General features: G+C 71.6%; 21 protein-coding genes. 9 read left to right on the top strand and 12 right to left on the bottom strand.

What is annotated here, in order from left to right; genetic code table 11:
- Positions 1 to 115: 115 nt before the first annotated feature.
- The gene (locus ACFV7Q_RS09330) at positions 116 to 517 is read left to right on the top strand and encodes a hypothetical protein (RefSeq protein ID WP_360632573.1); all 402 of its coding nucleotides are present in this window, start codon (positions 116 to 118) and stop codon (positions 515 to 517) included.
- Positions 518 to 625: 108 nt separating this feature from the next.
- Here ACFV7Q_RS09330 and ACFV7Q_RS09325 read toward each other — a convergent pair whose 3' ends face one another.
- From ACFV7Q_RS09325 to coxB, 4 genes are all read right to left on the bottom strand, one after another.
- Entirely contained in the window at positions 626 to 1,873 is a 1,248-nt protein-coding gene (locus ACFV7Q_RS09325; protein WP_385425744.1) for an Ig-like domain-containing protein, read from the bottom strand.
- Between the two features lie 129 nt (positions 1,874 to 2,002).
- Positions 2,003 to 2,401, bottom strand: coding sequence for a cytochrome c oxidase subunit 4 (locus ACFV7Q_RS09320; RefSeq protein WP_385425741.1), 399 nt, complete (start codon positions 2,399 to 2,401; stop codon positions 2,003 to 2,005).
- Complete coding sequence (gene ctaD, locus ACFV7Q_RS09315; RefSeq protein ID WP_385425738.1) at positions 2,398 to 4,122, bottom strand: cytochrome c oxidase subunit I; 1,725 nt, start codon at positions 4,120 to 4,122, stop codon at positions 2,398 to 2,400. Before ctaD ends, ACFV7Q_RS09320 begins: the two co-directional genes overlap by 4 nt.
- Positions 4,119 to 5,090: a cytochrome c oxidase subunit II gene (gene coxB / locus ACFV7Q_RS09310; protein ID WP_385425735.1), complete on the bottom strand. Its 972-nt coding sequence runs from the start codon at positions 5,088 to 5,090 to the stop codon at positions 4,119 to 4,121. Before coxB ends, ctaD begins: the two co-directional genes overlap by 4 nt.
- Positions 5,091 to 5,372: 282 nt before the next feature.
- Between coxB and ACFV7Q_RS09305 the strand changes: the two genes are divergently transcribed.
- The gene (locus ACFV7Q_RS09305) at positions 5,373 to 6,752 is read left to right on the top strand and encodes a cysteine desulfurase/sulfurtransferase TusA family protein (protein ID WP_385425732.1); all 1,380 of its coding nucleotides are present in this window, start codon (positions 5,373 to 5,375) and stop codon (positions 6,750 to 6,752) included.
- Between the two features lie 112 nt (positions 6,753 to 6,864).
- Here ACFV7Q_RS09305 and ACFV7Q_RS09300 read toward each other — a convergent pair whose 3' ends face one another.
- On the bottom strand, positions 6,865 to 7,842 hold the full coding sequence (locus ACFV7Q_RS09300; protein WP_385425729.1) for a carbohydrate kinase family protein: 978 nt from the start codon (positions 7,840 to 7,842) through the stop codon (positions 6,865 to 6,867).
- A 133-nt stretch (positions 7,843 to 7,975) separates the two neighbouring features.
- On the opposite strand from ACFV7Q_RS09300, the gene ACFV7Q_RS09295 reads away from it, so the two are divergent.
- Together ACFV7Q_RS09295 and ACFV7Q_RS09290 are read left to right on the top strand one after the other, a co-directional pair.
- Complete coding sequence (locus tag ACFV7Q_RS09295; protein WP_385425726.1) at positions 7,976 to 8,191, top strand: hypothetical protein; 216 nt, start codon at positions 7,976 to 7,978, stop codon at positions 8,189 to 8,191.
- A gap of 81 nt (positions 8,192 to 8,272) precedes the next feature.
- On the top strand, positions 8,273 to 9,742 hold the full coding sequence (locus ACFV7Q_RS09290) for a hypothetical protein (RefSeq protein WP_385425723.1): 1,470 nt from the start codon (positions 8,273 to 8,275) through the stop codon (positions 9,740 to 9,742).
- A 201-nt stretch (positions 9,743 to 9,943) separates the two neighbouring features.
- Here ACFV7Q_RS09290 and ACFV7Q_RS09285 read toward each other — a convergent pair whose 3' ends face one another.
- Entirely contained in the window at positions 9,944 to 10,522 is a 579-nt protein-coding gene (locus ACFV7Q_RS09285; RefSeq protein WP_385425720.1) for an HD family hydrolase, read from the bottom strand.
- 178 nt (positions 10,523 to 10,700) lie between these two features.
- Here ACFV7Q_RS09285 and ACFV7Q_RS09280 point away from each other — a divergent pair, with 178 nt between their 5' ends.
- Both ACFV7Q_RS09280 and ACFV7Q_RS09275 read left to right on the top strand, forming a co-directional pair.
- Positions 10,701 to 11,945 (top strand): helix-turn-helix domain-containing protein, encoded by a 1,245-nt coding sequence (locus ACFV7Q_RS09280; protein WP_385425718.1) that lies wholly within the window; start codon positions 10,701 to 10,703, stop codon positions 11,943 to 11,945.
- Between the two features lie 91 nt (positions 11,946 to 12,036).
- Entirely contained in the window at positions 12,037 to 12,369 is a 333-nt protein-coding gene (locus ACFV7Q_RS09275) for a DUF6415 family natural product biosynthesis protein (RefSeq protein ID WP_385425715.1), read from the top strand.
- A gap of 447 nt (positions 12,370 to 12,816) precedes the next feature.
- Here the strand turns inward: ACFV7Q_RS09275 and ACFV7Q_RS09270 are convergent, their stop codons facing one another.
- A complete protein-coding gene (locus ACFV7Q_RS09270) occupies positions 12,817 to 13,173 on the bottom strand; it encodes an iron-sulfur cluster assembly accessory protein (protein ID WP_360632526.1) in 357 nt (118 codons plus the stop codon).
- A 297-nt stretch (positions 13,174 to 13,470) separates the two neighbouring features.
- On the opposite strand from ACFV7Q_RS09270, the gene nadA reads away from it, so the two are divergent.
- Positions 13,471 to 14,658 carry a quinolinate synthase NadA gene (gene nadA, locus ACFV7Q_RS09265; RefSeq protein WP_385425712.1) on the top strand — a complete coding sequence of 396 codons (1,188 nt, stop codon included), beginning with the start codon at positions 13,471 to 13,473 and terminating at the stop codon, positions 14,656 to 14,658.
- A gap of 145 nt (positions 14,659 to 14,803) precedes the next feature.
- Here the strand turns inward: nadA and ACFV7Q_RS09260 are convergent, their stop codons facing one another.
- From ACFV7Q_RS09260 to ACFV7Q_RS09250, 3 genes are all read right to left on the bottom strand, one after another.
- Entirely contained in the window at positions 14,804 to 17,938 is a 3,135-nt protein-coding gene (locus ACFV7Q_RS09260) for an efflux RND transporter permease subunit (protein WP_385425709.1), read from the bottom strand.
- Between the two features lie 201 nt (positions 17,939 to 18,139).
- Positions 18,140 to 18,841 (bottom strand): response regulator, encoded by a 702-nt coding sequence (locus ACFV7Q_RS09255; protein ID WP_385425706.1) that lies wholly within the window; start codon positions 18,839 to 18,841, stop codon positions 18,140 to 18,142.
- 46 nt (positions 18,842 to 18,887) lie between these two features.
- Positions 18,888 to 19,721 (bottom strand): adenosylcobinamide-GDP ribazoletransferase, encoded by an 834-nt coding sequence (locus ACFV7Q_RS09250; protein ID WP_385425703.1) that lies wholly within the window; start codon positions 19,719 to 19,721, stop codon positions 18,888 to 18,890.
- 113 nt (positions 19,722 to 19,834) lie between these two features.
- Between ACFV7Q_RS09250 and ACFV7Q_RS09245 the strand changes: the two genes are divergently transcribed.
- Positions 19,835 to 20,608: a hypothetical protein gene (locus tag ACFV7Q_RS09245; protein ID WP_385425700.1), complete on the top strand. Its 774-nt coding sequence runs from the start codon at positions 19,835 to 19,837 to the stop codon at positions 20,606 to 20,608.
- Positions 20,609 to 20,672: 64 nt separating this feature from the next.
- On the opposite strand, the gene ACFV7Q_RS09240 is transcribed toward ACFV7Q_RS09245, so the two are convergent.
- Both ACFV7Q_RS09240 and ACFV7Q_RS09235 read right to left on the bottom strand, forming a co-directional pair.
- Entirely contained in the window at positions 20,673 to 20,951 is a 279-nt protein-coding gene (locus ACFV7Q_RS09240) for a hypothetical protein (protein WP_385425697.1), read from the bottom strand.
- Between the two features lie 13 nt (positions 20,952 to 20,964).
- A complete protein-coding gene (locus tag ACFV7Q_RS09235; protein WP_385425694.1) occupies positions 20,965 to 21,759 on the bottom strand; it encodes a PspA/IM30 family protein in 795 nt (264 codons plus the stop codon).
- A gap of 268 nt (positions 21,760 to 22,027) precedes the next feature.
- On the opposite strand from ACFV7Q_RS09235, the gene ACFV7Q_RS09230 reads away from it, so the two are divergent.
- The gene (locus tag ACFV7Q_RS09230) at positions 22,028 to 22,627 is read left to right on the top strand and encodes a DUF3043 domain-containing protein (RefSeq protein ID WP_385425691.1); all 600 of its coding nucleotides are present in this window, start codon (positions 22,028 to 22,030) and stop codon (positions 22,625 to 22,627) included.
- Positions 22,628 to 22,656 lie beyond the last annotated feature (29 nt).

Raw genomic sequence — 22,656 nt, 5'->3', positions numbered from 1 at the left:
AACGGCCCATCAACCGGCCGTGCCCGAGGGTGTGCGAACCGATGTTGACACCGGGTCCGGAGGAGTAGCATCCCGCGCAACACCAACGTGATTCACGGCACCGTGGAGGAACGAAATGCGGTCGACTGCACGGGTTCTGGTCTACAGCGACGACGCGAACACCCGGCAGCAGGTTCGCCTGGCGGCCGGACGCCGGCCGGCCGCGGACCTGCCGCCGGTGGAGTTCACCGAGTGCGCCACGCTGCCGGCGGTCCTGTCCGAGCTGGACGCGGGCGGGATCGACGTGTGCGTCCTGGACGGCGAGGCCGTCCCGGCCGGCGGCATGGGCGTGTGCCGGCAGATCAAGGACGAGGTCTTCCGCTGCCCGCCCGTGCTGCTGCTGATGGGTCGTCCGCAGGACGCCTGGCTGGCCACCTGGAGCCGCGCGGATGCGGCGGTGACCCTTCCGGTCGACCCGGTGGAGTTCGCGGACGCCCTGGCGCGCCTGCTGCGCGCCCGGCTGTCCCTGGACGCGTAGCGGGCGCGGCAGAGGGAGCGGGCGCAGCGGGCTCGGCCGCCGGAGCCGGCGGTGCGCAGGGCCGCGTACGGATCCCTGCGCACCGGTGCCGGGCGGCCGGGCGGCACTTCACACCTGCGGGCGCAGGCGGGTCTGGTCGACGGCGCTGCGGCCGTCCTGGGTGCCCTTGAGCAGGGCGCTGCCCTGGCGCCAGTCCTTCCAGTTCATGTTCCAGTCGCCGTAGCCGTTGCCGAAGGTCGGCATGTCCTCGCCGATGCTGTTGACGACCTGCACGATGTCGCCCTCGGTGATGTTCTCGTAGAACCAGGCCGCGTTCCCCGTGCTCATGCCGGTGCAGCCGTGGCTGACGTTCTCGTAGCCGTGGGAGCCGACGGACCACGGGGCGGCGTGGACGTATTCACCGCTCCAGGTGACACGGGTGGCGTAGTAGACGGGCAGGTCGTAGTTCTCGCTGCCGCTGATGCCCACGGTGTCGCCGCGCATCCGGACGAAGTACTGCTTGCCGAGCACCACCTTGACCCCGTTGCGGGTGGAGAAGCCGGGCTTGCCGGTGGTGATCGGAATGGTGTTGATCACTTCTCCGTTGCGCTTGAACGTCATCTGGTGGGTGGCGGCGTCGGTGAGGACCTCGACGCGGTCCCCGATCTGGAGCGCGATCGGCTTGCTGGCCGCCCCGTGCAGGTCGTCGGAGATCTTGACCCCCTCCAGATTGCTCCGTACGGAGACGGTGGAGTGGGCGGGCCAGTACTCCTTGGGCCTGAAATGCAGGTGCTTGTCGTCCACCCAGTGCCATGCGCCCTCTGTGCCGGGCGGGGTGTCGACGACCAGCCCCTTCTCCACGACGGCGCGGGCGGCCCGGTCCTTGACGGCCTCGTCGAGTTCGGCCGTGACGGGCTGTCCGACGCCGTATTTGCCGTCTGCGGGGCCGAATACGACCTTCAGGACCTTCTTGGCCGGAGTGGTCTCGAACGTCAGCCTCCGCTGCCCCGGGGCGCCGCGCGCGTTCTCCGTGCTCACGGTGACCGTGTAGCGCGTTCCGGCGGCCATGGAGGCGGTGCTGTGCCAGCGGTCGCCCCTGGCGGTGAGTTCGCCCGCGAGGCGCCGGCCGAGGCTGTCCACGGCGGTGACGTCGGTGATGCGGACGCCCCCGGCCGCCTTGGCGGTGACTTCGAGGGGACGGCGGTGGTCGACCGGGCGGCCGCCCTGGGCCTGGTTGAAAGCGACTTCGTCGCCCGCGTCGTAGGGGCGGGCGGACAGCGGGTTGTCGCCGGGCCCGCATGCGGTGGCGCCGGCACCGAGGGACGCGGCCAGCAGGGAGCAGCCGACTACCGTCCAAAGACGCGGTGAGTGCTTCATGGGGCCAACGCTATGAAAATCGGATAAATACGGCGCGCGGTGTGACTGCAAAAGAGGGGCCCGGACTCCTCCGTTCGAGGAGTCCGGGCCCCGGATCACCGGCCTTCCGGCCGGGTACTGCTGTGACCGCTACTGGTTCTGGTTCTCACCGCGGTAGTACTCGTACACCCAGCCCCACAGGCCGATCAGGATGATCGGGGCCGAGAAGTACATGAGCCACCAACCGAAGATGACACCCATGAAGGCGAGCGCACCGCCGATGCCCAGCGAGAGCGGCTGCCAGCTGTGCGGGGAGAAGAACCCCAGCTCGCCGGCCTCGTCGGCGACTTCGGCCTCCAGGTTGTCCTGGGCCATCTCGTCGACGCGCTTGGCCGTGAAGGCCAGGTAGTAGCCGATCATCACGCTCAGGCCGAAGGCCAGGAAGAGCGCGGTGGTTCCCACGGGCTCCTTCGACCACACGCCGTACACGACGGCCATGATCAGAATGAAGGCGGAGAGCCAGAGGAACATCTTGCCCTGGATCTTCACTTGCCGGCCTCCTTGGCACCGGTGACAGCCTTGGCGCCGTGGTCCTCGAGGTGGTCGAGGGCCGCGATCTCCGGGTGGTGGAGGTCGAAGGCGGGCGACTCACTGCGAATACGCGGCAGGGTGATGAAGTTGTGCCGCGGCGGCGGGCAGGACGTCGCCCACTCCAGCGACCGGCCGTAGCCCCACGGGTCGTCGACCTCGATCTTCTTGCCGTACTTGGCCGTCTTCCAGACGTTGTACATGAACGGCAGGAACGACAGGCCGAGCACGAACGAGCTGATCGTCGAGATCATGTTCAGGCCGGTGAAGCCGTCGGCGGCGAGGTAGTCCGCGTAGCGGCGCGGCATGCCCTCGGCACCCAGCCAGTGCTGCACCAGGAACGTGCCGTGGAAGCCGATGAACAGCGTCCAGAAGGTGATCTTGCCGAGGCGCTCGTCCAGCATCTTGCCCGTGAACTTCGGCCACCAGAAGTGGAAGCCGGCGAACATCGCGAACACCACGGTGCCGAAGACGACGTAGTGGAAGTGCGCGACGACGAAGTACGAGTCGGAGACGTGGAAGTCCATCGGGGGCGAGGCCAGGATGACGCCGGTCAGACCACCGAAGGTGAAGGTGACCAGGAAGCCGATCGTCCAGAGCATCGGGGTCTCGAAGGACAGCGAGCCCTTCCACATGGTGCCGATCCAGTTGAAGAACTTCACACCGGTCGGGACCGCGATCAGGAAGGTCATGAAGGAGAAGAACGGCAGCAACACACCGCCGGTGACGTACATGTGGTGCGCCCACACCGTCACGGAGAGACCGGCGATCGCGATCGTCGCCGCGATCAGGCCGATGTAACCGAACATCGGCTTGCGGCTGAAGACCGGAATGATCTCCGAGACGATGCCGAAGAACGGCAGGGCGATGATGTACACCTCGGGGTGTCCGAAGAACCAGAAGAGGTGCTGCCACAGCAGTGCGCCACCGTTGGCCGCGTCGAAGACGTGGCTGCCGAACTTGCGGTCGGACTCCAGCGCGAAGAGCGCGGCGGCCAGGACCGGGAAGGCGAGCAGGACCAGGACACCGGTCAGCAGGACGTTCCAGGTGAAGATCGGCATGCGGAACATCGTCATGCCGGGAGCGCGCATGCAGATGATCGTGGTGATGAAGTTGACCGAGCCGAGGATCGTACCGAAGCCGGAGAAGGCCAGACCCATGATCCACATGTCGGCGCCGATGCCCGGCGAGCGGACCGCGTCCGACAGCGGGGAGTAGGCGAACCAGCCGAAGTCGGCGGCGCCCTGCGGGGTGAGGAAGCCGGCCACCGCGATGGTCGAGCCGAAGAGGTACAGCCAGTACGCGAACATGTTCAGCCGCGGGAACGCCACGTCGGGCGCGCCGATCTGCAGCGGCATGATCCAGTTGGCGAAACCGGCGAACAGCGGCGTGGCGAACATCAGCAGCATGATCGTGCCATGCATGGTGAACGCCTGGTTGAACTGCTCGTTCGACATGATCTGCGTGCCCGGACGGGCCAGTTCGGCACGCATGAAGAGCGCCAGGAGACCGCCGATCAGGAAGAACACGAACGACGTGACCAGGTACAGCGTACCGATGGTCTTGTGGTCGGTCGTGGTCAGCCACTTCACGACCACGCTGCCGGGCCGCTTGCGCCGTACCGGCAGCTCGTTCTCATACGAGTCGGCGGCGGCACCCTGGGATTCGTTGAGGATGCTCACAGTGTGTTCGTCTCCGCATTCCGGGCCGGGTCAGTCTGCTTGATGCCGGCCGGGAGGAAGCCGGTCTGCCCCTTCTCGGCCAGTTCCTTCAGGTGCGCCCGGTATTCCTCGGGCGAGACGACCTTGACGTTGAAGAGCATCCGGGAGTGGTCGACACCGCAGAGCTCGGCGCACTTGCCCATGAAGACGCCTTCCTGGGAAGGCGTGACCTCGAAGACGTTGGTGTGGCCCGGGATGACGTCCTGCTTGAAGAGGAACGGAACCACCCAGAAGGAGTGGATGACGTCGTTCGAGGACAGGATGAAGCGGACCTTCTCGCCCTTGGGCAGGTAGAGGGTCGGGCCCGGGTTGCCGGTCTCCGGGTTCCTGTCACCCGGGATGCCCTTGTCGTAGACGCCTTCGGCGCCCGCCGGGAAGTCCTTGGTGAAGCGGTCCGGGACGGAGGCGAGCTCCTTGGGAGCCTTGCCGCCCTTCGGGGTCGCCGCGTCGCCGTCGACGTTCTCGACGTAGTTGAAGCCCCAGCTCCACTGGAAGCCGACCACGTTGATGGTGTGCGCCGGCTTCGAGAGGGCGAGGAGCTTGGACTCGTCACGCGCGGTGAAGTAGAACAGCACCGAGACGATGATGAGCGGGACCACGGTGTACAGCGCCTCGATGGGCATGTTGTACCGGGTCTGCGGGGGGACCTCCACCTTCGTCCGGCTGCGCCGGTGGAAGATGACGCTCCAAAGGATCAGGCCCCACACCAGGATGCCGGTGACCAGAGCGGCCGCCCAGGACCCCTGCCACAGGGACAGGATGCGAGGCGCCTCCTCCGTGACGGGGTAGGGCATTCCGAGGCGGGGGAAGTCTTCCCAGTTGTACGAGCAACCAGTGGCGGTCGCCAGAACCACGCCCGCAGTCAGCGCCTGCAGCAGCTTCCGCCGCATCGGGCGCCGCGGCGAGCGGTCGGAGCCGTAGGGACTCACGTAGCGCCTTCCCGAGAGTCTCGGCCCGCGCGGCCGGCCGCGGCCGTGTTCGGGTCGGTCGCCGGCCCTGACGCAGGCAGGGGTTTGGATGTTTATGCGGACCAAACCCTACTGGACGCTATTTGGGGTCGCGCGGGGAGGGTGCCCAACGCGCCGCTACTGCCCCCGAAGGGATGGATCCGCCGTACGGGGGACGGGTGGGCACCCGCTGAACGGCGGGCTCCGGGGCTATCTGACGGCCCCTGACCTCCCCTGCGAGCAGTCTCCCGCTAGCGTGATCGGATGCCGTACTTCGACACCGCGTCCGCCGCCCCGCTGCACCCCGTGGCCCGACAGGCGCTCCAGGCCGCCCTGGACGAGGGCTGGGCGGACCCCGCCCGACTGTACCGGGAGGGCCGGCGGGCGAGGCTGCTGCTGGACGCGGCCCGGGAAGCCGCCGCCGAGGCGGTGGGCTGCCGCCCCGACGAGCTCGTGTTCACCCCTTCGGGAACGCATGCCGTTCACTCCGGCATTGGGGGCGCCCTCGGCGGACGCCGGCGCACCGGCGGCCACGTGGTCCTCTCGGCCGTCGAACACAGTTCTGTCCTCCACGCCGTCGAGGCGCACGAGGTGGCCGGCGGCAGTGCGGCCCGGGTGCCGGTGGACCGGACGGGCGCGGTCTCGGCGGCGGGTTACGCCTCCGCGCTGACCCCCTCGACCGCACTGGCCTGTCTGCAGTCGGCCAACCACGAGGTGGGCACGGTGCAGCCGGTCGCGGAGGTGGCCGAGGTGTGCGCGGCGGCCGGGGTGCCGCTGCTGGTGGACGCCGCCCAGTCGCTGGGCTGGGGCCCGGTCGAGGGCGGCTGGTCGCTGCTGGCCGCGAGCGCCCACAAGTGGGGCGGCCCGGCGGGCGTCGGCCTGCTGGCCGTCCGCAAGGGTGTCCGGTTCTCGCCCCAAACCCCCGCCGACGAGCGGGAGTCCGGCCGCTCCCCCGGCTTCACCAACCTCCCGGCCATCGTCGCGGCCGCCGCGTCCCTGCGGGCGGTACGGGCCGAGGCCGACGCCGAGGCGGCGCGGCTGCGGGTGCTGGTGGACCGGATCCGGCGGCGGGTGGCCCGACTGGTGCCGGACGTGGAGGTGGTCGGCGACCCCGTACGGCGGCTGCCGCACCTGGTCACCTTCTCCTGCCTGTACGTCGACGGCGAGACCCTGCTGCACGAGCTGGACCGCGCGGGCTACTCGGTCTCATCCGGCTCCTCCTGCACCAGCTCCACCCTGACCCCGAGTCATGTGCTGCGGGCGATGGGCGTGCTGTCGGAGGGCAACGTACGGGTCTCCCTGCCGCGGGGGACGACCGCGGAGGAGGTCAACGGGTTCCTGGAGGTCCTGCCGGGCCTGGTGGCCGGGGTACGGGCCACGCTCGGCGCGCCCGAGCCGGAGCCCCGGGCCCCGGTCGCCGAGTCGTTGGAGATCGACGCCCTGGGCCTGCTCTGCCCGCAGCCGGTGATCGAGCTGGCCCGGGCCATCGGCACCGTCCCGGTCGGCGGGACGGTCACGGTCCTGTCGGACGACGAGGTGGCCCGGCTGGACATCCCGGCGTGGTGCTCGATGCGCGGCCAGACCTACCTGGGCGAGTCCCCCCGCCCGACGGGGACGGCGTACACCGTCCGCCGCGAACTCTGACGGGACGCGGCCGCGGCCGAGGGGTGCGGCGGCTACCGGGGCCGGGCCGGGGCCCCCGTCGCCGCCGCGGCCCCGCCCCACCCCGTCCCGTCCCGTCCCGTCGTGGCCGGAACTACGCGGCCAGGTGCTCGCGGACCTCGGCGGCGGCGTCCTCGCCGTACGCCTTGGTGAAGCGCTCCATGAAGTGGGCGCGGGCCAGGGTGTACTCCTGGGTGCCCAGCGTCTCGATGACGAGCGTGGCCAGCATGCAGCCGACCTGCGCGGCGCGCTCCAGGCCGACGCCCCAGCCGAGGCCGGCCAGGAAGCCGGCGCGGAAGGCGTCGCCGACGCCGGTCGGGTCGACCTTGGCGGTCTCCTCGGGGCAGCCGACGGTGATGGTCTCCTCGCCGGCGCGCTCGATCCGGACGCCGCGCGAGCCGAGGGTGGTGACGCGGGTGCCGACCTTGCCGAGGATCTCCGCGTCGGACCAGCCGGACTTCGTTTCGATGAGGCCCTTCTCGTACTCGTTGGAGAAGAGGTACGTCGCCCCGTCCATCAGGGTGCGGATGTTGTCGCCGTCCATGCGGGCGATCTGCTGGGAGAAGTCCGCGGCGAAGGGGATGCCGCGCGTACGGCACTCCTCGGTGTGGCGGAGCATCGCCTCGGGGTCGTCGGCGCCGATGAGGACGAGGTCGAGGCCGCCGACGCGGTCCGCGACGGCCTTCAGCTCGATGAGGCGGGCCTCGCTCATCGCGCCCGTGTAGAAGGAGCCGATCTGGTTGTGGTCGGCGTCGGTGGTGCAGACGAAGCGCGCGGTGTGCAGCACCTCGGAGATCCGCACGGAAGAAGTGTCGACGCCGTGCCGGTCCAGCCAGGCACGGTATTCGTCGAAGTCGGACCCGGCCGCGCCGACCAGGACCGGGCGGAGGCCGAGCTGGCCCATGCCGAAGCAGATGTTCGGGCCGACACCGCCCCGCCGGACGTCGAGGTTGTCGACGAGGAAGGAGAGGGAGACCGTGTGCAGCTGGTCCGCGACGAACTGGTCGGCGAAGCGGCCGGGGAAGGTCATGAGGTGGTCGGTGGCGATGGAGCCGGTGACTGCGATACGCACGGCGTGGATGCTCCTGCGAGGAAGGCAAGGGTGACAGTCAACGCTACCCGGACAACGGCCCTGCCGCCGACCCCACGAAACTACCCCGTAGTAGGTCTTTCTTCGCCCGGCGGCCCGAGCCTACCGTGCCCCCATGACCTACACCGATGGATTCGGCTACGGAGAGTACGCGTCCGACACGCGGCCGGGGTTTGCACGGCTGCTGGGGGACTGCGCCAGGATGGCCCCGCACTGGGCGGTTCCGGCGGACCCGCGGCCGGTCAGGGTGGCGCCCTCGCAGATCCACGGGATCAGCGTTCCGCCCGCCTCGGCCCGGCTCATCGCTTCCACCGCCCAGTACGGCGATTAGGGCGCGGGCGGAACCGGTTTCGCCTCTGTTCCGTCACACCCGCATCAGCCAGCCACGGCGGTACGGGCGAAGGAGCATGCGGTGACCACCGAACAACCCGACACATCACGCGGCACACGGCGGCGGCCGGCCTGGGCCATCGGCTCGATCGCGGCCGCCGTCCTGCTCGCGGGCGGCGGCACGGCGTACTGGGCGTCGACGGCGTACGGCGACGGCCGGGCGGGCGGCCGTACGGGGGACAGCGCGGCCGCGGCGCCCCGTGTCGCGCCGAGCCCCTCCGGGCCGGGCATCGCCCCCGGGGAGCCGGACCCCCGGGGCAGCGGCGTGACGTACCGGGCGGCGGTCGAGCTACCGGCCGCCCCGGCGACCGCGCCGTCGTACGCCGCGACCGGCGAGGTCACCGCGGAGGAGGCCGCCCGGCTCGCGGCGGCCCTCGGCCTCGCGGGCGCCCCGCGGCCCAGCGGTGAGACCTGGCTGGTCGGGGAGGGCGCCGACGGCTTCGGGCCCCGGCTCACGGTGAGCCGCAAGGCGCCCGGCAGCTGGACCTTCACCCGCTTCCACTCGGGCGGCGGCGCGGGCGACGACTGCCAACGCGGCAAGGACACCTGCGGGCCCGCCACCCTGCCCCAGGGCGCGGACGGCAGCGGCGGCAAGCCCGCCGCGGGCGGGGGCGGCAGCCCGGTGAGCGAGCAGGCCGCCAAGGCCGCGGCCGCCCCGGTCCTGGCGGCGGTGGGCCAGAGCGGGGCCCGGCTGGACGCCCGCCTCGTGCAGGGCTCCGTCCGCGTGGTGACCGCCGACCCGGTGCTCGACGGACTGCCCACGCAGGGCTGGACCACCAAGATCAGTGTGGGCGCGGACGGCCAGGTCGTGGCCGGCGGCGGCGAGCTGAAGGAGCCGGCCCGGGCCGGCGAGCAGCCGGTGGTCGGGGCGGCGGAGGCCCTCGACCGGCTGAACCGGGCCTCGGGCGGGGGCGGCGGAGCGGACCGCGGCCCGAGCGGCTGCGCGACCTCCGTCCCACTGACCACGGACGTCCCGGGGCCGTCGGACCCCATGCCGTGCAACCCCGAGCCGCGGCCGATCAAGCCGCCGCGGACCGAGACCGTGAAGGGCGCGGTGCTCGGGCTGGCCCCCGGGACCGTGAACGGGACGCGGGGCCTGGTACCGGCCTGGCACTTCGAGGTGGCGGGCAAGGACGGCGCGCCCGGGCACACGGTGGTCCAGTCCGCCGCGGCGGGCGCCCCGGGCAGCGACGGCGGCCCGGCGCAGCCGGCCCCGACGGGCGCCGGTCGGACCGTGCCCGGGTTCTCGTACACGGAGGCCGACCGGAAGCTGACGGTGAACTTCTGGGGCGGGGTGTGCAGCACCTACGCGCTGGAGGCCCGCGAGGAGGCCGGGTCGGTCATGGTGCGGATCACCGACACCCCGAACGAGCCGGGCCGCGCCTGCATCATGATCGCCCAGGAGATGACGGTCACGGCGACGCTGAAGCAGCCCCTGGGCGACCGCAAGGTCATCGACGCCACCACGGCCAAGCCCCTCCCCCGCCAGTAACCGCCCCGCGCACGCATGCGGTGCATACGGTGCATACGGCGAAGTCCCCCTGGAACGACGGCAGTTGACGGTTTCCAGGGGGCCTTCGTGCACCTGCGCCCCGCCCCCGCGTCCCTCCGAGCCGCCGGGGCCCGGGGCGTCGTCGCGGGGAACCGGAGCGCGCGCCGGGCTGCGGACGGACCGCGCACCTTCGCCGCGGACTCAGCCCTTCTCGCCCATGGCTGCCCGCAGCCAGTCCAGCGTGCCCTGGCCGAGCAGTTCCTCGGCCAGCCGCTTCCCGGTCCCCGTCGTGAGCCTGGCACGGCTGTTGTCGATCCACCTTTGGGCGGCCTCGTATCCCTGGGCCTTGTACTCGATGCCCTGGAGCAGGCACTCCAGCTTGTCGGCGTCGCGGGCGCAGACCGCCTCGGGCGAGTCCTGGGCCTCGTACTCGGCGACCAGGTCCCGGATCGCCGACGCCAACGCCTCGGGTATGCCCGCGGTCTGGTCGGCCGTGACGGCCTGCGGGTCGGCACCGGCCGCGTACTTCTTGCCCAGGTGGTTGACGTCCCCGGTGCGGGACTCCTGGGTGTCGTGCCAGACGGCGAGGAAGGCCGCCCGCGCCGGGTCGGCGCCCTCCAGCGTGGCGATGACTGACGCAATGACCGAGGTGCGCCACGAGTGCTCGGCGACGCTCTCGGGGTCGTTGACCCCCGCCATCCACCAGCCCGTGCGGCGGGCGTGCTTGAGCGTCCCCGCTTCGTACAGGAAGTGCGCCACCGCGGACAGGTCGTCAGCCACTGGTTCTCCTTCTCACGCCTCGGCAGGGCGGATCGCGCACCGAATGCCCTCCGGCCCACGCCGCATACCCTCTCGTCCTTCGGTCCGGGCAGGCGGGTTGTGCGTTCTGGATCACACGGATGGGGCCCTGCCCCCTACCCTGTCGGTGACGAGCTGCTAGGAGAGGGGCAAGGCCGCTATGTCCACCGACGCTACCCCGGACCCGTACGCCGACCCGCTGGTGTTCGGCCAGAGAATGCAGATCCTCCGCCAGCGCCGCGGGCTCACCCGCGAACAGCTCGGCGGCCTCGTGGCCCGGTCCGGCTCGTGGGTCAAGGCAGTCGAGACCGGCCGGCTGAAGACACCCGCCCTGCCGGTCATCCTGAGGATCGCCGAAGTGCTGCGCGTTCGGGACCTGTCCGACCTCACCGGGAACCAGTCCATGCGCGCCGACCTCTTCACCGGCCCCGGGCACCCGCGGTTCGCCGCCGTCCGCGAGGCCCTGAACGCATTCCCGGTCACCGGCGGCCGGGAGGCGCCCTCCACCGCCCACCTTGAGGCGCGCCTCGCCCGGGCGTGGTCGGCCCGGCATTCGGCGCCGAACCACCGTGAGGTGGTGGGCGCGCTGCTGCCCGACCTGATCCGGGACGCGCAGGCAGCCGTCCGGCAGGCCAGGACGATCGCCGACCGCAAGGCCGCCCAGGCCAGGCTGGCCGAGGTGTACGCCCTCGCGCAGTTCTTCTGCGCCTACCAGCCTGACGCGCCGCTCCTTTGGCGGGTCGCCGAGCGGGGCATGATGGCCGCCCAGGACTCCGAGGACCCGCATGCGCTGGGCCTGGCCGCCTGGCTCACCACCCACGCGCACCGCGACAGCGGGGCGTACGACGCCGCGGACGCCATCACCCTGGAGACCCTCCGATACCTGGAGCCGCTGCTCCCCGATGCCGGCACGGATGTACGGGCCGTGGCCGGCGCCCTGACCGTCGAGGCCGGCCTGACGGCCGCGAAGCGCGGGGAGACCGGCACGGCATGGCGGTACTGGGATGAGGCCCGCTCGCTCGCGGAGTCGCTGCCGGAGGCGTACTACCACCCGGTGACGTCGTTCTCGCGGGCGGTCATCGGCGCGCACGCGGTCACGGTGGCGGTCGAGCTGCGTGCGGGCCGGGAGTCGGCCCGGCAGGCCGCCCGCGCGGAGGCCGAAGCGATTCCGTCCCGGCCGCGGCGGGCCCGACACCGGATCGAGCAGGCGCGCGGCTACCACCTCGACGCCCAGCCCGACGTGGCGCTGGCCACGCTGGCGCAGGCCCACGAGACCGCGCCGGAGACCGTGCAGTACAACGGCTATGCCCGCCGCATCATCCTGGAAGAGGCCGAGGCGAAGAGCCCGTCCCGACGCCGCCGAGCCTCCGAACTGGCGCAGCGCCTCGGTCTTCTGACGGCCTGAGGCAAGGGGCACAATCCCTGCCCCTGCCGCTACGCACCGCCCCCTACCGTCGTCGCACCACCACCCGCTGACGACGGCAGGGAGCACCGGCATGGGTATGCCGCAGGATCACGTGGGAGCGACCGCCCTGGTCGCCCGGGCGCTCGCCCCATACGGGGAGCGGCCTGGTCCGGAGGGCGTCGCGGCGCTCCTCGACGCCCTGATCACCTGCGGGCAGAAGCTCCACGACACCCTCTGCGAGACGCCTTCGGAGCAGCGCCCCGCCGGGGCGTTCGCGGCTCTCGCCGAATGGGAGTACTTCGCGGCGGTCGGCCCGCTGGGGTCCGGCCCCCACCCGAACTGGAACCACGCCCGCGGCCTCGCCCGGATCATCCGGCAGCTCATGCGCGCACTGGAGCACCCGGCCGCGGCGAGCGCCACGTGACCCGGCGCTCGATCTGTTCCACTCCCCCTACAGTCGGGTGACTACGTTCCGCGCGTGAGGAGTTGCGGTGAGTGAAGACCCTCAAGAGGGGCCACGAGGAGTGTGGGTCGACCCTCGGTACCAGGACCTGGTGGCGAGCTGGAGCGCGTGGCGGGTCGAGCGCCGGCCCGGCAAGCGGCCTCGCCGAGTCTGCCCGCACGGGCTCGGAGTGACCGTCATGGTCGATCCGGGATCGCACGCGCCGCGGAACATCCAGTGCGGAGCCTGCTCCCCGGCTGAGGCCTGAGGCAGGCGCCGCTCCCCGGCAGTGGCCGGCCCGTGCGCTCCCGCATCCGCATCTGCATCCGGATGCGGCGAGGCCCCCGGCGCCGCGTAGGTGCCGGGGGCCTGCCGCTGCCCCGTGCGGGCCCCGGATCGGGCCGGGGTCCCGCCGCTCGGGCTTGGGGCTTAGCTGAAGGAGTCGCCGCAGGCGCAGGAGCCGGTGGCGTTCGGGTTGTCGATCGTGAAGCCCTGCTTCTCGATGGTGTCGACGAAGTCGATCGAGGCGCCCTGGAGGTAGGGGGAGCTCATCCGGTCCGTGACGACCTTCACGCCGCCGAAGTCCTTGACGACGTCCCCGTCGAGGGAGCGCTCGTCGAAGAAGAGCTGGTAGCGCAGGCCGGAGCAGCCACCGGGCTGGACGGCGACGCGGAGCGCGAGGTCATCGCGGCCCTCCTGCTCCAGCAGGCTCCTGACCTTCTCGGCGGCGGCGTCGGACAGGAGGATGCCGTCGCTCACAGTGGTCTTGTCGTCCTGTACGGACATCTGCATTCACTCCCGAAGTGGGGCGGCTCCCCGCCTCAGGCAGGGAAACGTCGGACTCTTGCCGTCGATGGCAACGAGGGGGGCCGCGGATTCATTCCGGACCCGACGCGTGTTTCAGTCATTCATGCTCGCACACCGGGGCGGACCGGAGGACCGGGCGCGGCGACGGGTTCGTCACGGGCGAATGCGTCACATCGACACTATGGCCATCGTCAAAGTGACGTGAACCGGCTATCATAGATAGTGTCAAATAGACGAGAAGTCGAACCGAAGTCTCGTAGTCGCAGAACAGAAAGGGTGCGTGTCGTGACCACCGCCCAGCCTTTGGACGTCCAGCCGACGCCCCTTGCCCTGCTGCTGCTCGGCCGCGAAGCCGACCCCAAGAGCGAGCGTGGGGTGGAGTGCCCCGGCGACCTGCCCTCGCCGTCGGACCCGGACCTGGTGGCACGCGCCCGAGCGGCCAAGGAGAAGCTCGGCGACAAGGTCTTCATCCTCGGCCACCACTACCAGCGGGACGAGGTCATCGAGTTCGCCGACGTCACCGGCGACTCCTTCAAGCTGGCCCGTGACGCGGCCGCCAAGCCGGAGGCCGAGTACATCGTCTTCTGCGGCGTGCACTTCATGGCCGAGTCCGCGGACATCCTGACCGGCGACGACCAGAAGGTCGTCCTCCCGGACCTGGCGGCGGGCTGCTCGATGGCCGACATGGCCACCGCGGAGCAGGTCGCGGAGTGCTGGGACGTGCTGACCGAGGCGGGCGTCGCCGACGCGACGGTCCCCGTCTCGTACATGAACTCCTCCGCCGACATCAAGGCCTTCACGGGCAAGCACGGCGGCCTGATCTGCACCTCGTCCAACGCCAAGCGGGCCCTGGACTGGGCGTTCGAGCAGGGCGAGAAGGTGCTCTTCCTCCCGGACCAGCACCTCGGCCGCAACACCGCCGTCCGCGACATGGGCATGTCCCTGGACGACTGCGTGGTCTACAACCCGCACAAGCCGAACGGCGGCCTGACCGCCGAGGACCTGCGCGGCGCGAAGATGATCCTGTGGCGCGGGCACTGCTCGGTCCACGGCCGCTTCTCGCTGGACTCGGTCAACGACGTGCGCGATCGCATCCCGGGCGTGAACGTGCTGGTCCACCCCGAGTGCAAGCACGAGGTCGTGGCCGCCGCGGACTACGTCGGCTCGACGGAGTACATCATCAACACGCTGGAGGCGGCCCCGGCCGGCTCCAAGTGGGCCATCGGCACCGAGCTGAACCTGGTCAAGCGCTTGGCGAACCGTTTCGCCCCGGAGGGCAAGGAGGTCGTCTTCCTCGACAGGACGGTCTGCTTCTGCTCCACGATGAACCGCATCGACCTGCCGCACCTGGTCTGGGCCCTGGAGTCCCTCGCCGAGGGCACCCTGGTCAACCAGATCCAGGTCGACAAGGAGACCGAGAGCTTCGCCAAGCTCGCCCTGGAGCGGATGCTCGCGCTGCCGTAGCCTCCGCCTCCCGCAGTCTCCGCGTGCGGATTCCGCGTACGGGTTCCGCGTACGCCCGAAGGGCCGCCCCTCCACGAGGGGCGGCCCTTCGGTTTCGGTGCGCCCGGCCCGCTCGCGCGGGTCGGGCGTCCGGGTGGTCGGCCGGTCAGACCCCGGCCGGGGTCTGGTCGCCGGCCCCGGCCTGGTGCGGGGCCGGGACGACCCTCAGGGGGGCCGTGCCCTTGGCGCGGCGGCGCTCCTTGCGCAGCTCGATCATCGTGTACAGGGTCGGCACGAGCAGCAGCGTCAGCAGGGTCGAGGAGACCAGGCCGCCGATCACGACGACCGCCAGCGGCTGCGAGATGAAGCCGCCCTCGCCGGTGACGCCGAGCGCCATCGGGAGCAGCGCGAAGATCGTCGCCAGGGCCGTCATGAGGATGGGCCGCAGACGGTGCCGGCCGCCTTCGACCACGGCCTCGATGACGCCCATGCCCTGGGCCCGGTACTGGTTGACCAGGTCGATCAGGACGATCGCGTTGGTGACGACGATGCCGATCAGCATCAGCATGCCGATCATGGCCGGGACGCCCATCGGGGTCCCGGTGACCAGCAGCAGGCCCAGGGCGCCGGTCGCCGCGAACGGGATCGAGACGAGCAGGATCAGCGGCTGCACCAGCGACCGGAACGTGGCCACCAGCAGCATGAACACGATCGCGATGGCCGCGAGCATGGCCAGGCCGAGCTGGGCGAAGGCCTCGCCCTGGTCCTCGGAGACGCCGCCGATGGTGGCGGTGGCGCCCTCGGGCAGCTTCAGCGCGCTGATCTTCGTCTGGAGTTCGGCGCCGATGGCGCCGGTGTTGTCGCCGACCGGCTTCGCGGTGACGGTCGCGGCGCGGGCCCCGTCGATGCGGGTCATCGACACCGGCCCGGGCACGACCTTCACCTCGGCGATGTCGCCGAGCCGGGCCGGGCCGACGGGGAGCGCCTGGAGCTGGGCCAGGGTGGTGGCCGGCTGCGCGGACTTGATGACGATGTCCCGCTCGGTGTTGTCCAGGACGGCCTTGCCCGCGGGGGTGCCCCGTACGGCCTGGGCGACGATCCCGCCGAGCGCGGCCTGGTTCAGGCCGGCCTCGGCGGTCTTCGGGGTGGCGGTCACCGAGATGCGGGGGACGGACTGGGAGAGGTCGCTCTGGACGTCGGTGACGTCGTCGAGGGTGGCCATCTCGGCCCGGACCTGCTCGGCGGCCCGGGCGAGGACGCCGGGGTCGCCGGCCTTGACGATCACGCTGAGGTTCTGGCTGCCGAAGCCGCCGCCCGCGGAGATGCCGGTGTCGCCGATGCCGTCGAGCGTGCCGAGGGTCTCCTCGATCCGCTTCTTGACGGCCTCGCTGTCACCGGCGTCGTCGAGCACGACCTGGTAGGTGGCCTGGTTGGAGCCGGTGCCGCCGCCGAAGGCGGCCAGGAAGCCGGAGGAGCCGACGGTGACCTGGTAGTCCTTGACGCCCTTGACCCCGGTCAGGGCCTTCTCGACCCGGCGGCTCGCCTCGTCGGAGGCGGCCAGCGAGGTGCCGGCGGGCAGCTGCTGCTTGACGGTCAGGACGGCCTGCTCGCCCTGGTCGAAGAAGTTGGTCTTCAGCAGGGGGGTCATGCCGAGGGTGGCGACGAAGACCACGGCGGCCAGGACGAGGGTGGTGGCCCGGCGGCGGGTCACCAGGTGCAGGGCCCGGACGTAGCCGCGCTGGAGGCGGCTCTTCGCCTCCTTCTCCTCGGCCTCGCGGCGCGCCTTCTCCGCGCTCTCGGCGTCCCCGGCCGTCACGCCCTTCGGGGCGCGCAGGAACCAGTACGAGAGCACCGGCACGACCGTCAGGGACACCAGCAGCGAGGCCAGCAGGGCCGCGGCGACGGTGAGGGAGAACGGTCCGAAGAACTCGCCGACCATGCCGCCGACGAAGCCGATCGGCAGGAAGACGGCCACGGTGGTGAGCGTGGAGGAGGTGACCGCGCCGGAGACCTCCTTGACGGCGGTGAGGATGGCGGCCTCGCGCTCCTCGCCGTAGCCGAGGTGGCGCTTGATGTTCTCCAGGACCACGATCGAGTCGTCGACGACGCGGCCGATCGCGATGGTGAGGGCGCCCAGGGTCAGCATGTTGAGCGACAGGTCCTCGACCCACAGCACGATCAGCGCGAGCACGACGGACAGCGGGATGGAGACCGCGGTGACCAGCGTCGAGCGCAGCGAGGCGAGGAAGACCAGGATGACGATCACCGCGAAGAGCAGGCCGAGCATGCCCTCGGTGGTGAGGCTGGAGATGGACTTGGCGACCGGCGGTCCCTGGTCGGCGACGACGGTGAGCTCCGCGCCGGAGCCGAGTGAGGTGCGCAGCTCGGGCAGCTTCTCCTCGACGGCGTCCGAGATGGCGACGGCGCTGCCGTCCTTGTCCATGGTCAGGGCGAGGGCGAGGCTGGGCTTGCCGTTGGTGCGGGTGACCGAGACGGCCTTGGCGGGCTCCTGCTTGACCACGGCCACGTCGCCGAGGCGGACGGCCTGCTTGCCGGGGCCGGGGCTCAGGCGGAGGTCCTCCACCTGGGCGAGGGAGCTGTAGCCGGCGCCGACGCGGACGGTCCGGTTCTTGCCCTCCTCGTCGAAGGAGCCGGCGGGCACGGCAGCGCCGCCCGCCTGGAGTCCCTGGGCGAGGGCGGCGCCGTCGAGGCCGGCCGCGGCGAGCTTCGCGTTGTCCGGGGTGACGGTGACCTGGATCTCCTGGGCGCCGTCGACGGTGACCTGGCCGACGCCCTTGATGTCCTCCAGGACGGGGACGACGCTGCGGTTCAGCTGGTCGGCGAGCGCCTGCTGGTCCTTGTCGGAGGTGACGGCGAGGACGACGGTGGGGATGTCGTCGGTGGAGCCGGCGACGACCTGCGGGTCGACCTCGGCGGGCAGGCGCACGCGGGCCCGGTTCACGGCCTGCTGGACGTCGGCGACGAGCTGCTTGGTGCTGCTGTCGCCGTAGTCGAACGTGGCCATGATGAGGGCGTTGCCCTCGCTGGCGGTGGACGTGATGCCGGTGATGCCGTCCACGCCCTTGAGGTTGGCCTCGATCGGCTCGATGACCTGCTTCTCGACCACGTCGGGGGAAGCGCCCTGGTACGGGGCGAGCACGGAGACCATCGGCAGTTCGATGGACGGCAGCAGCTGCTGCTTGAGCTGCGGGATGGCTATGGCGCCGAAGAGCAGCGCGGTGATCGAGACGAGGCCGATCAGCGCTCTTTGGGCCAGGCTGAATCGGGACAGCCAGGACATGGGCGTCGGTATCTCTCTGCAGTCGGTCTGGGCGGGGCCGCGAAGTCCGCGGAAGCCCGCGGCCGGCACTCAAGCCTCGCCCATGCCGGAAGGCCGCTGCGTCGCCCCCAGGTCCCGTCCTTATCCACGGCATACCGCGTCTGTAGTAGACCCACGAGTACAAGTGGACGCGTCGGACCCGTCCCGGCCCGGCGGGTGCGGCTACTCGGAACGCGGCCGGACCAGCCCCGATTCGTAGGCGATGACGACGAGTTGTGCCCGGTCGCGGGCGCCGAGCTTGGCCATGGCGCGGTTCACGTGGGTCTTGACGGTGAGCGGGCTGACCTGGAGCCGCCCGGCGATCTCGTCGTTGGACAGCCCTCCGGCGACCTGGACGAGGACCTCGCGCTCCCGCCCGGTCAGCGCGGCGAGCCTGTCCGCATCCTCCGCGGCCGGCGCGGCCGGCCCGGCGCCGCCGCCCTGGGCGAGGAAGGTGGCGATGAGCCCCTTGGTGGCGGCCGGAGAGAGCAGGGCCTCGCCGGCGGCGGCCACCCGGATGGCGTTGAGCAGCTCCTCGGGCTCGGCGCCCTTGCCGAGGAAGCCGGAGGCGCCGGCCCGCAGGGCCGAGGCGACGTACTCGTCGACCTCGAAGGTCGTCAGCATGACCACGCGGACGGCGGCGAGCCCGGGGTCCTGGCTGATCAGGCGGGTGGCGGCGAGGCCGTCGGTGCCGGGCATCCGGATGTCCATGAGGACCACGTCGGGCAGGGTCCGCCGGGCGAGCTCGAAGGCCTGCGCCCCGTCGCAGGCCTCGCCCACGACCTCCATGTCGGGCTCGGAGTCGACGAGCACCTTGAAGGCGCTGCGGAGCAGGGCCTGGTCGTCGGCGAGCAGGACCCTGATGGGAGTCGGTGTCTCTTCCACGGCCCGACCCTATGCGTCCGGGGTGCCCGCCGGGCGGCCGGGGCGGTCAGCCCAGGGACAGGACGATCAGCGCGGCGGCCGCGGAAGTCTCGGCCAGGGCGCCGAAGACGTCCCCCGTGACCCCGCCGAAACGGCGCACGCAGCGGCGCAGCAGCAGCTCCGCCACCACGAGGCCCACGAGGACCGCGGCCGCCTGCCGGGCGGCGGCGAGCGGACCCAGCGGCAGGGCGGCGGCCGCGGCGAGGGCCGTGACGAGGGCGGTCGCCACCGCGGCCGCGGTCCGCGGGACCACCGCGGCGACCGCGGCGCCCAGCCCTTCGAGGCGGGCCGGCGGCACTCCGTCCCGGGAGGCCAGCGTCATCGCGAGGCGGGCGGTGACGGCCGCCACCACCGCGGCGGACGCACCCCGGACCCAGCCGTCGGCGTAGGCGTCGGCCAGCGCCCCCACTTGGACCAGCAGCAGGAGGAGCAGGGCGACCACCCCGAAGGGGCCGATGTCGGACCGCTTCATGATGCGCAGGGCCTCGGCGGCCGGTTTGGCGCAGCCCAGCCCGTCGGCGGTGTCGGCGAGGCCGTCCAGGTGCAGGCCCCGGGTCAGGGCGGCCGGTACGGCGACGGTGACGGCGGCGGCGAGCAGCGGGCCGCCGCCGAGCACCAGCAGGAGGGTGCCCGCGGCGGCGGCGAGCACGCCGACGACGAGGCCGGCGAGCGGCGCGCAGGCCATGCCGGTGCGGGCCGCGGGCCGGTCCCAGCGGGTGATGCGGGCGGGCAGCACGGTGAGCGTGCCGAAGGCGAAGCGGATCCCGTCGGGCAGCGAGGCCCGCTCGGCGGGCGGGACCAGGCGCGATGGCGGCGGCTGGTCATCGTACGTATCTGTCATCGGCGCGAACGCTACCCGCTCACCCGTGCCGGTAAATTGCCGCATACGGGGCGAACGGGAAGCTGTCGCGACGAAGCTGCCACGACGAAGCTGCCACGACGAGGAGCCGGCGCATGGGTGACTGGTGGTATCGGAACATCGTCGAGCCGGGAAAGCTCCCGCTGCTCCTGGCCCTGCTGTCGTTCGTGACGTCGTTCTTGGTCACCCGTGTCATCACCCGCTTGATCCGGGCCGGCCGGGGGCCGTTCAGGAACGTCACGCCGGGCGGCCTGCACGTCCACCACGTGGTGCCCGGGGTGGTCCTCGTGATCATCGGGGGCTTCGGGGCCGTCGCCAGCGGCGCGCACGGCGTCGGCTCGTTGATCTCCGCGGTGCTCTTCGGGCTGGGCGCGGGCCTGGTCCTGGACGAGTTCGCGCTGATCCTGCACCTCGACGACGTCTACTGGAGCGAGCAGGGCCGCAAGAGCGTGGAGATCGTGGTGCTGACGGCCGCGCTGGTGGCGCTGGTGCTGGGCGGGTTCCTGCCGTTCGGGGTCAACGACCTGACGGCGGACGAGCGGCAGAACCGCGGCCTGCTGGTGATGAACACCGCCGGGAGCTTCTTCCTGGCCCTGATCGCCCTGTGGAAGGGCAAGGCGCGGACCGCGCTCTTCGGGGTCGTCATCCCGTTCGTGGCGCTCATCGGCGCGGTCCGGCTGGCCCGGCCGGGCTCCCCGTACGCGAAGCGGTTCTACGCGAACCGGCCGCGGGCCCGTGCCAAGGCGGCCCTGCGGGCCTTCCACCACGACCGGCGCTGGGCGGCCAAGCGCCGCCGGTTCGAGAACTTCATCGGGGGGACCCCGGACGCGGCGCGGGCGGCGGCCCCCAAGGAACCGCCGCCGCACTGAGGTGTCGCCCGTGCCGGGTGCCGGCCCGGGGCGAGCCCGTCGTCACCCCGGGCCGAGCCCGTCGTCAGCCGGGGATGAGCCCGTCGTCACTGAGCATCTCCCGGACCTCGGCGAGCGAGGCGTCGGGCGCGGGCAGGATCAGCTCGGACGGCTCCAGCGCGTCGTCGGGCAGCGGGACGCCGAGCCGCCGTACGGCGTCGAGCAGCGCGTGCAGCGTGCGCCGGAAGCCCGCCTCGTCGCCGCCCTCCATCTCCTCCAGCAGCTCGTCGTCCAGCGCGTTGAGCTCGGCGAAGTGGCTGTCGGCCACCGTCACCTGACCTTCCCCCATGATGCGGACAATCATGACGGGCCCCGTCCTACTGCTTGTCGAACCGGTGCTGGGTCTGCGACTGCTGGGCGTTGCCGGGGGTGCCGCCCTCGATGGCCTGCTGCTGTGCGGAGGGGCCGCCGGCCAGCTCGGCCTTCATCCGCTGGAGCTCCAGCTCCACGTCCGTACCGCCCGAGAGGCGGTCCAGCTCGGCCTGGATGTCGTCCTTGGCGCCGAGGCCGCTCTGGTCGTCGAGGGCGCCGGAGGCCAGCAGCTCGTCGATCGCGCCCGCGCGGGCCTGGAGCTGGGCGGTCTTGTCCTCGGCCCGCTGGATGGCCAGGCCGACGTCGCTCATCTCTTCCGAGATGCCGGAGAAGGACTCGGCGATCCGGGTCTGCGCCTGGGCCGCGGTGTAGGTGGCCTTGATGGTCTCCTTCTTCGTACGGAAGGCGTCCACCTTGGCCTGGAGGCGCTGGGCGGCCAGGGTCAGCTTCTCCTCCTCGCCCTGCAGGGTCTCGTGCTGCACCTGAAGGTCGCTGACCTGCTGCTGGAGCGAGGCGCGGCGGGACAGGGCCTCGCGGGCCAGGTCCTCGCGGCCGAGCGCCAGCGCCTTGCGGCCCTGGTCCTCCAGCTTCGCGGACTGCGTCTGGAGCTGGTTGAGCTGCAGTTCCAGGCGCTTGCGCGAGGTGGCGACGTCCGCGACGCCGCGACGCACCTTCTGGAGCAGCTCCAGCTGCTTCTGGTAGGAGTAGTCGAGGGTCTCGCGCGGGTCCTCGGCCCGGTCAAGGGCCTTGTTCGCCTTCGCGCGGAAGATCATCCCCATACGCTTCATGACACCGCTCATGGGCTTCGCGCGCCCCCTTCTGACGGACTTCGCTCCAGGTCACCAACAGAACCCACAGTACGGGCCCCGCCTCCATTACCGCACTGTTCGTGAGGGGATGCGCTCCTCCTCCAGGACGACTGTTCCCCCGCCCCTGTCAGGCGGAAGGAGGAGACGGCCCCCGAGGCGGGCCCTGCACGAACCCTGCACTGGTCCAGACGCCCGCCGTTGCCGGATCGTTCCCCGACGGGGTGGGGTACCGGTGCGCAACCACGTACGCTTGGTTTTTGTGTTTGGTAGCCGTTCCTCCAAGGAAGAGAAGGCCGCCGCCACCGACAAGGTGAGCGCAGACCTCTCGAAGCCCCGTGACCCGCAGGCCCCCAAGGGCCGCCCGACGCCGAAGCGCGCCGTGGCCCAGTCGCAGCGCAAGGCTGCGGTGGTCTCCACCGGCAACCGCAAGGAGGACGCCCGACGGGCCCGAGAACGGCGCCGCGTGGAGCTGGCCAAGCAGCGCGAGGCGCTGGCCAGCGGCGACGAGCGCTACCTGCCGGCCCGTGACAAGGGCCCGGTGCGTCGCTTCGTCCGCGACTTCGTCGACTCCCGCTTCTCGGTCGCCGAGATGTTCCTGCCGCTGGCCGTGATCATCCTCGTGCTCAGCATGATCCGGCAGCCGCAGATCCAGAACGCCGCCCTGCTGCTGTGGCTCGCGGTGATCGCCCTGATCATCCTCGACTCCATCGGCCTGGCGTTCCGCCTGCGCAAGGCCCTCAACGAGCGCTTCGCGGACCAGCCGCGTCGCGGCGCCGTCGCCTACGGCCTGATGCGAACCCTCCAGATGCGCCGCCTGCGCCTGCCGAAGCCGCAGGTCAAGCGCGGGGAACGGCCCTGAGCGCAGGAGGGCCCGGGGGGACGGGGGAC

It is taken from the genome of Streptomyces sp. NPDC059851 (assembly GCF_042732005.1).
Lineage (GTDB): Bacteria > Actinomycetota > Actinomycetes > Streptomycetales > Streptomycetaceae > Streptomyces.
The sequence above is the reverse complement of the archived record's forward strand: the minus strand, read 5'-3'. Positions and strand labels throughout refer to the sequence as shown.

Coding starts and splice junctions, on each gene's coding strand:
- ACFV7Q_RS09330 (WP_360632573.1), top strand. CDS start 116: ATGCGGTCGACTGCACGGGTTCTGGTCTACAGCGACGACGCGAACACC.
- ACFV7Q_RS09325 (WP_385425744.1), bottom strand. CDS start 1,873: ATGAAGCACTCACCGCGTCTTTGGACGGTAGTCGGCTGCTCCCTGCTG.
- ACFV7Q_RS09305 (WP_385425732.1), top strand. CDS start 5,373: ATGCCGTACTTCGACACCGCGTCCGCCGCCCCGCTGCACCCCGTGGCC.
- ACFV7Q_RS09295 (WP_385425726.1), top strand. CDS start 7,976: ATGACCTACACCGATGGATTCGGCTACGGAGAGTACGCGTCCGACACG.
- ACFV7Q_RS09280 (WP_385425718.1), top strand. CDS start 10,701: ATGTCCACCGACGCTACCCCGGACCCGTACGCCGACCCGCTGGTGTTC.
- ACFV7Q_RS09275 (WP_385425715.1), top strand. CDS start 12,037: ATGGGTATGCCGCAGGATCACGTGGGAGCGACCGCCCTGGTCGCCCGG.
- ACFV7Q_RS09270 (WP_360632526.1), bottom strand. CDS start 13,173: ATGTCCGTACAGGACGACAAGACCACTGTGAGCGACGGCATCCTCCTG.
- ACFV7Q_RS09260 (WP_385425709.1), bottom strand. CDS start 17,938: ATGTCCTGGCTGTCCCGATTCAGCCTGGCCCAAAGAGCGCTGATCGGC.
- ACFV7Q_RS09250 (WP_385425703.1), bottom strand. CDS start 19,721: ATGACAGATACGTACGATGACCAGCCGCCGCCATCGCGCCTGGTCCCG.
- ACFV7Q_RS09245 (WP_385425700.1), top strand. CDS start 19,835: ATGGGTGACTGGTGGTATCGGAACATCGTCGAGCCGGGAAAGCTCCCG.
- ACFV7Q_RS09240 (WP_385425697.1), bottom strand. CDS start 20,951: ATGATTGTCCGCATCATGGGGGAAGGTCAGGTGACGGTGGCCGACAGC.
- ACFV7Q_RS09235 (WP_385425694.1), bottom strand. CDS start 21,759: ATGAGCGGTGTCATGAAGCGTATGGGGATGATCTTCCGCGCGAAGGCG.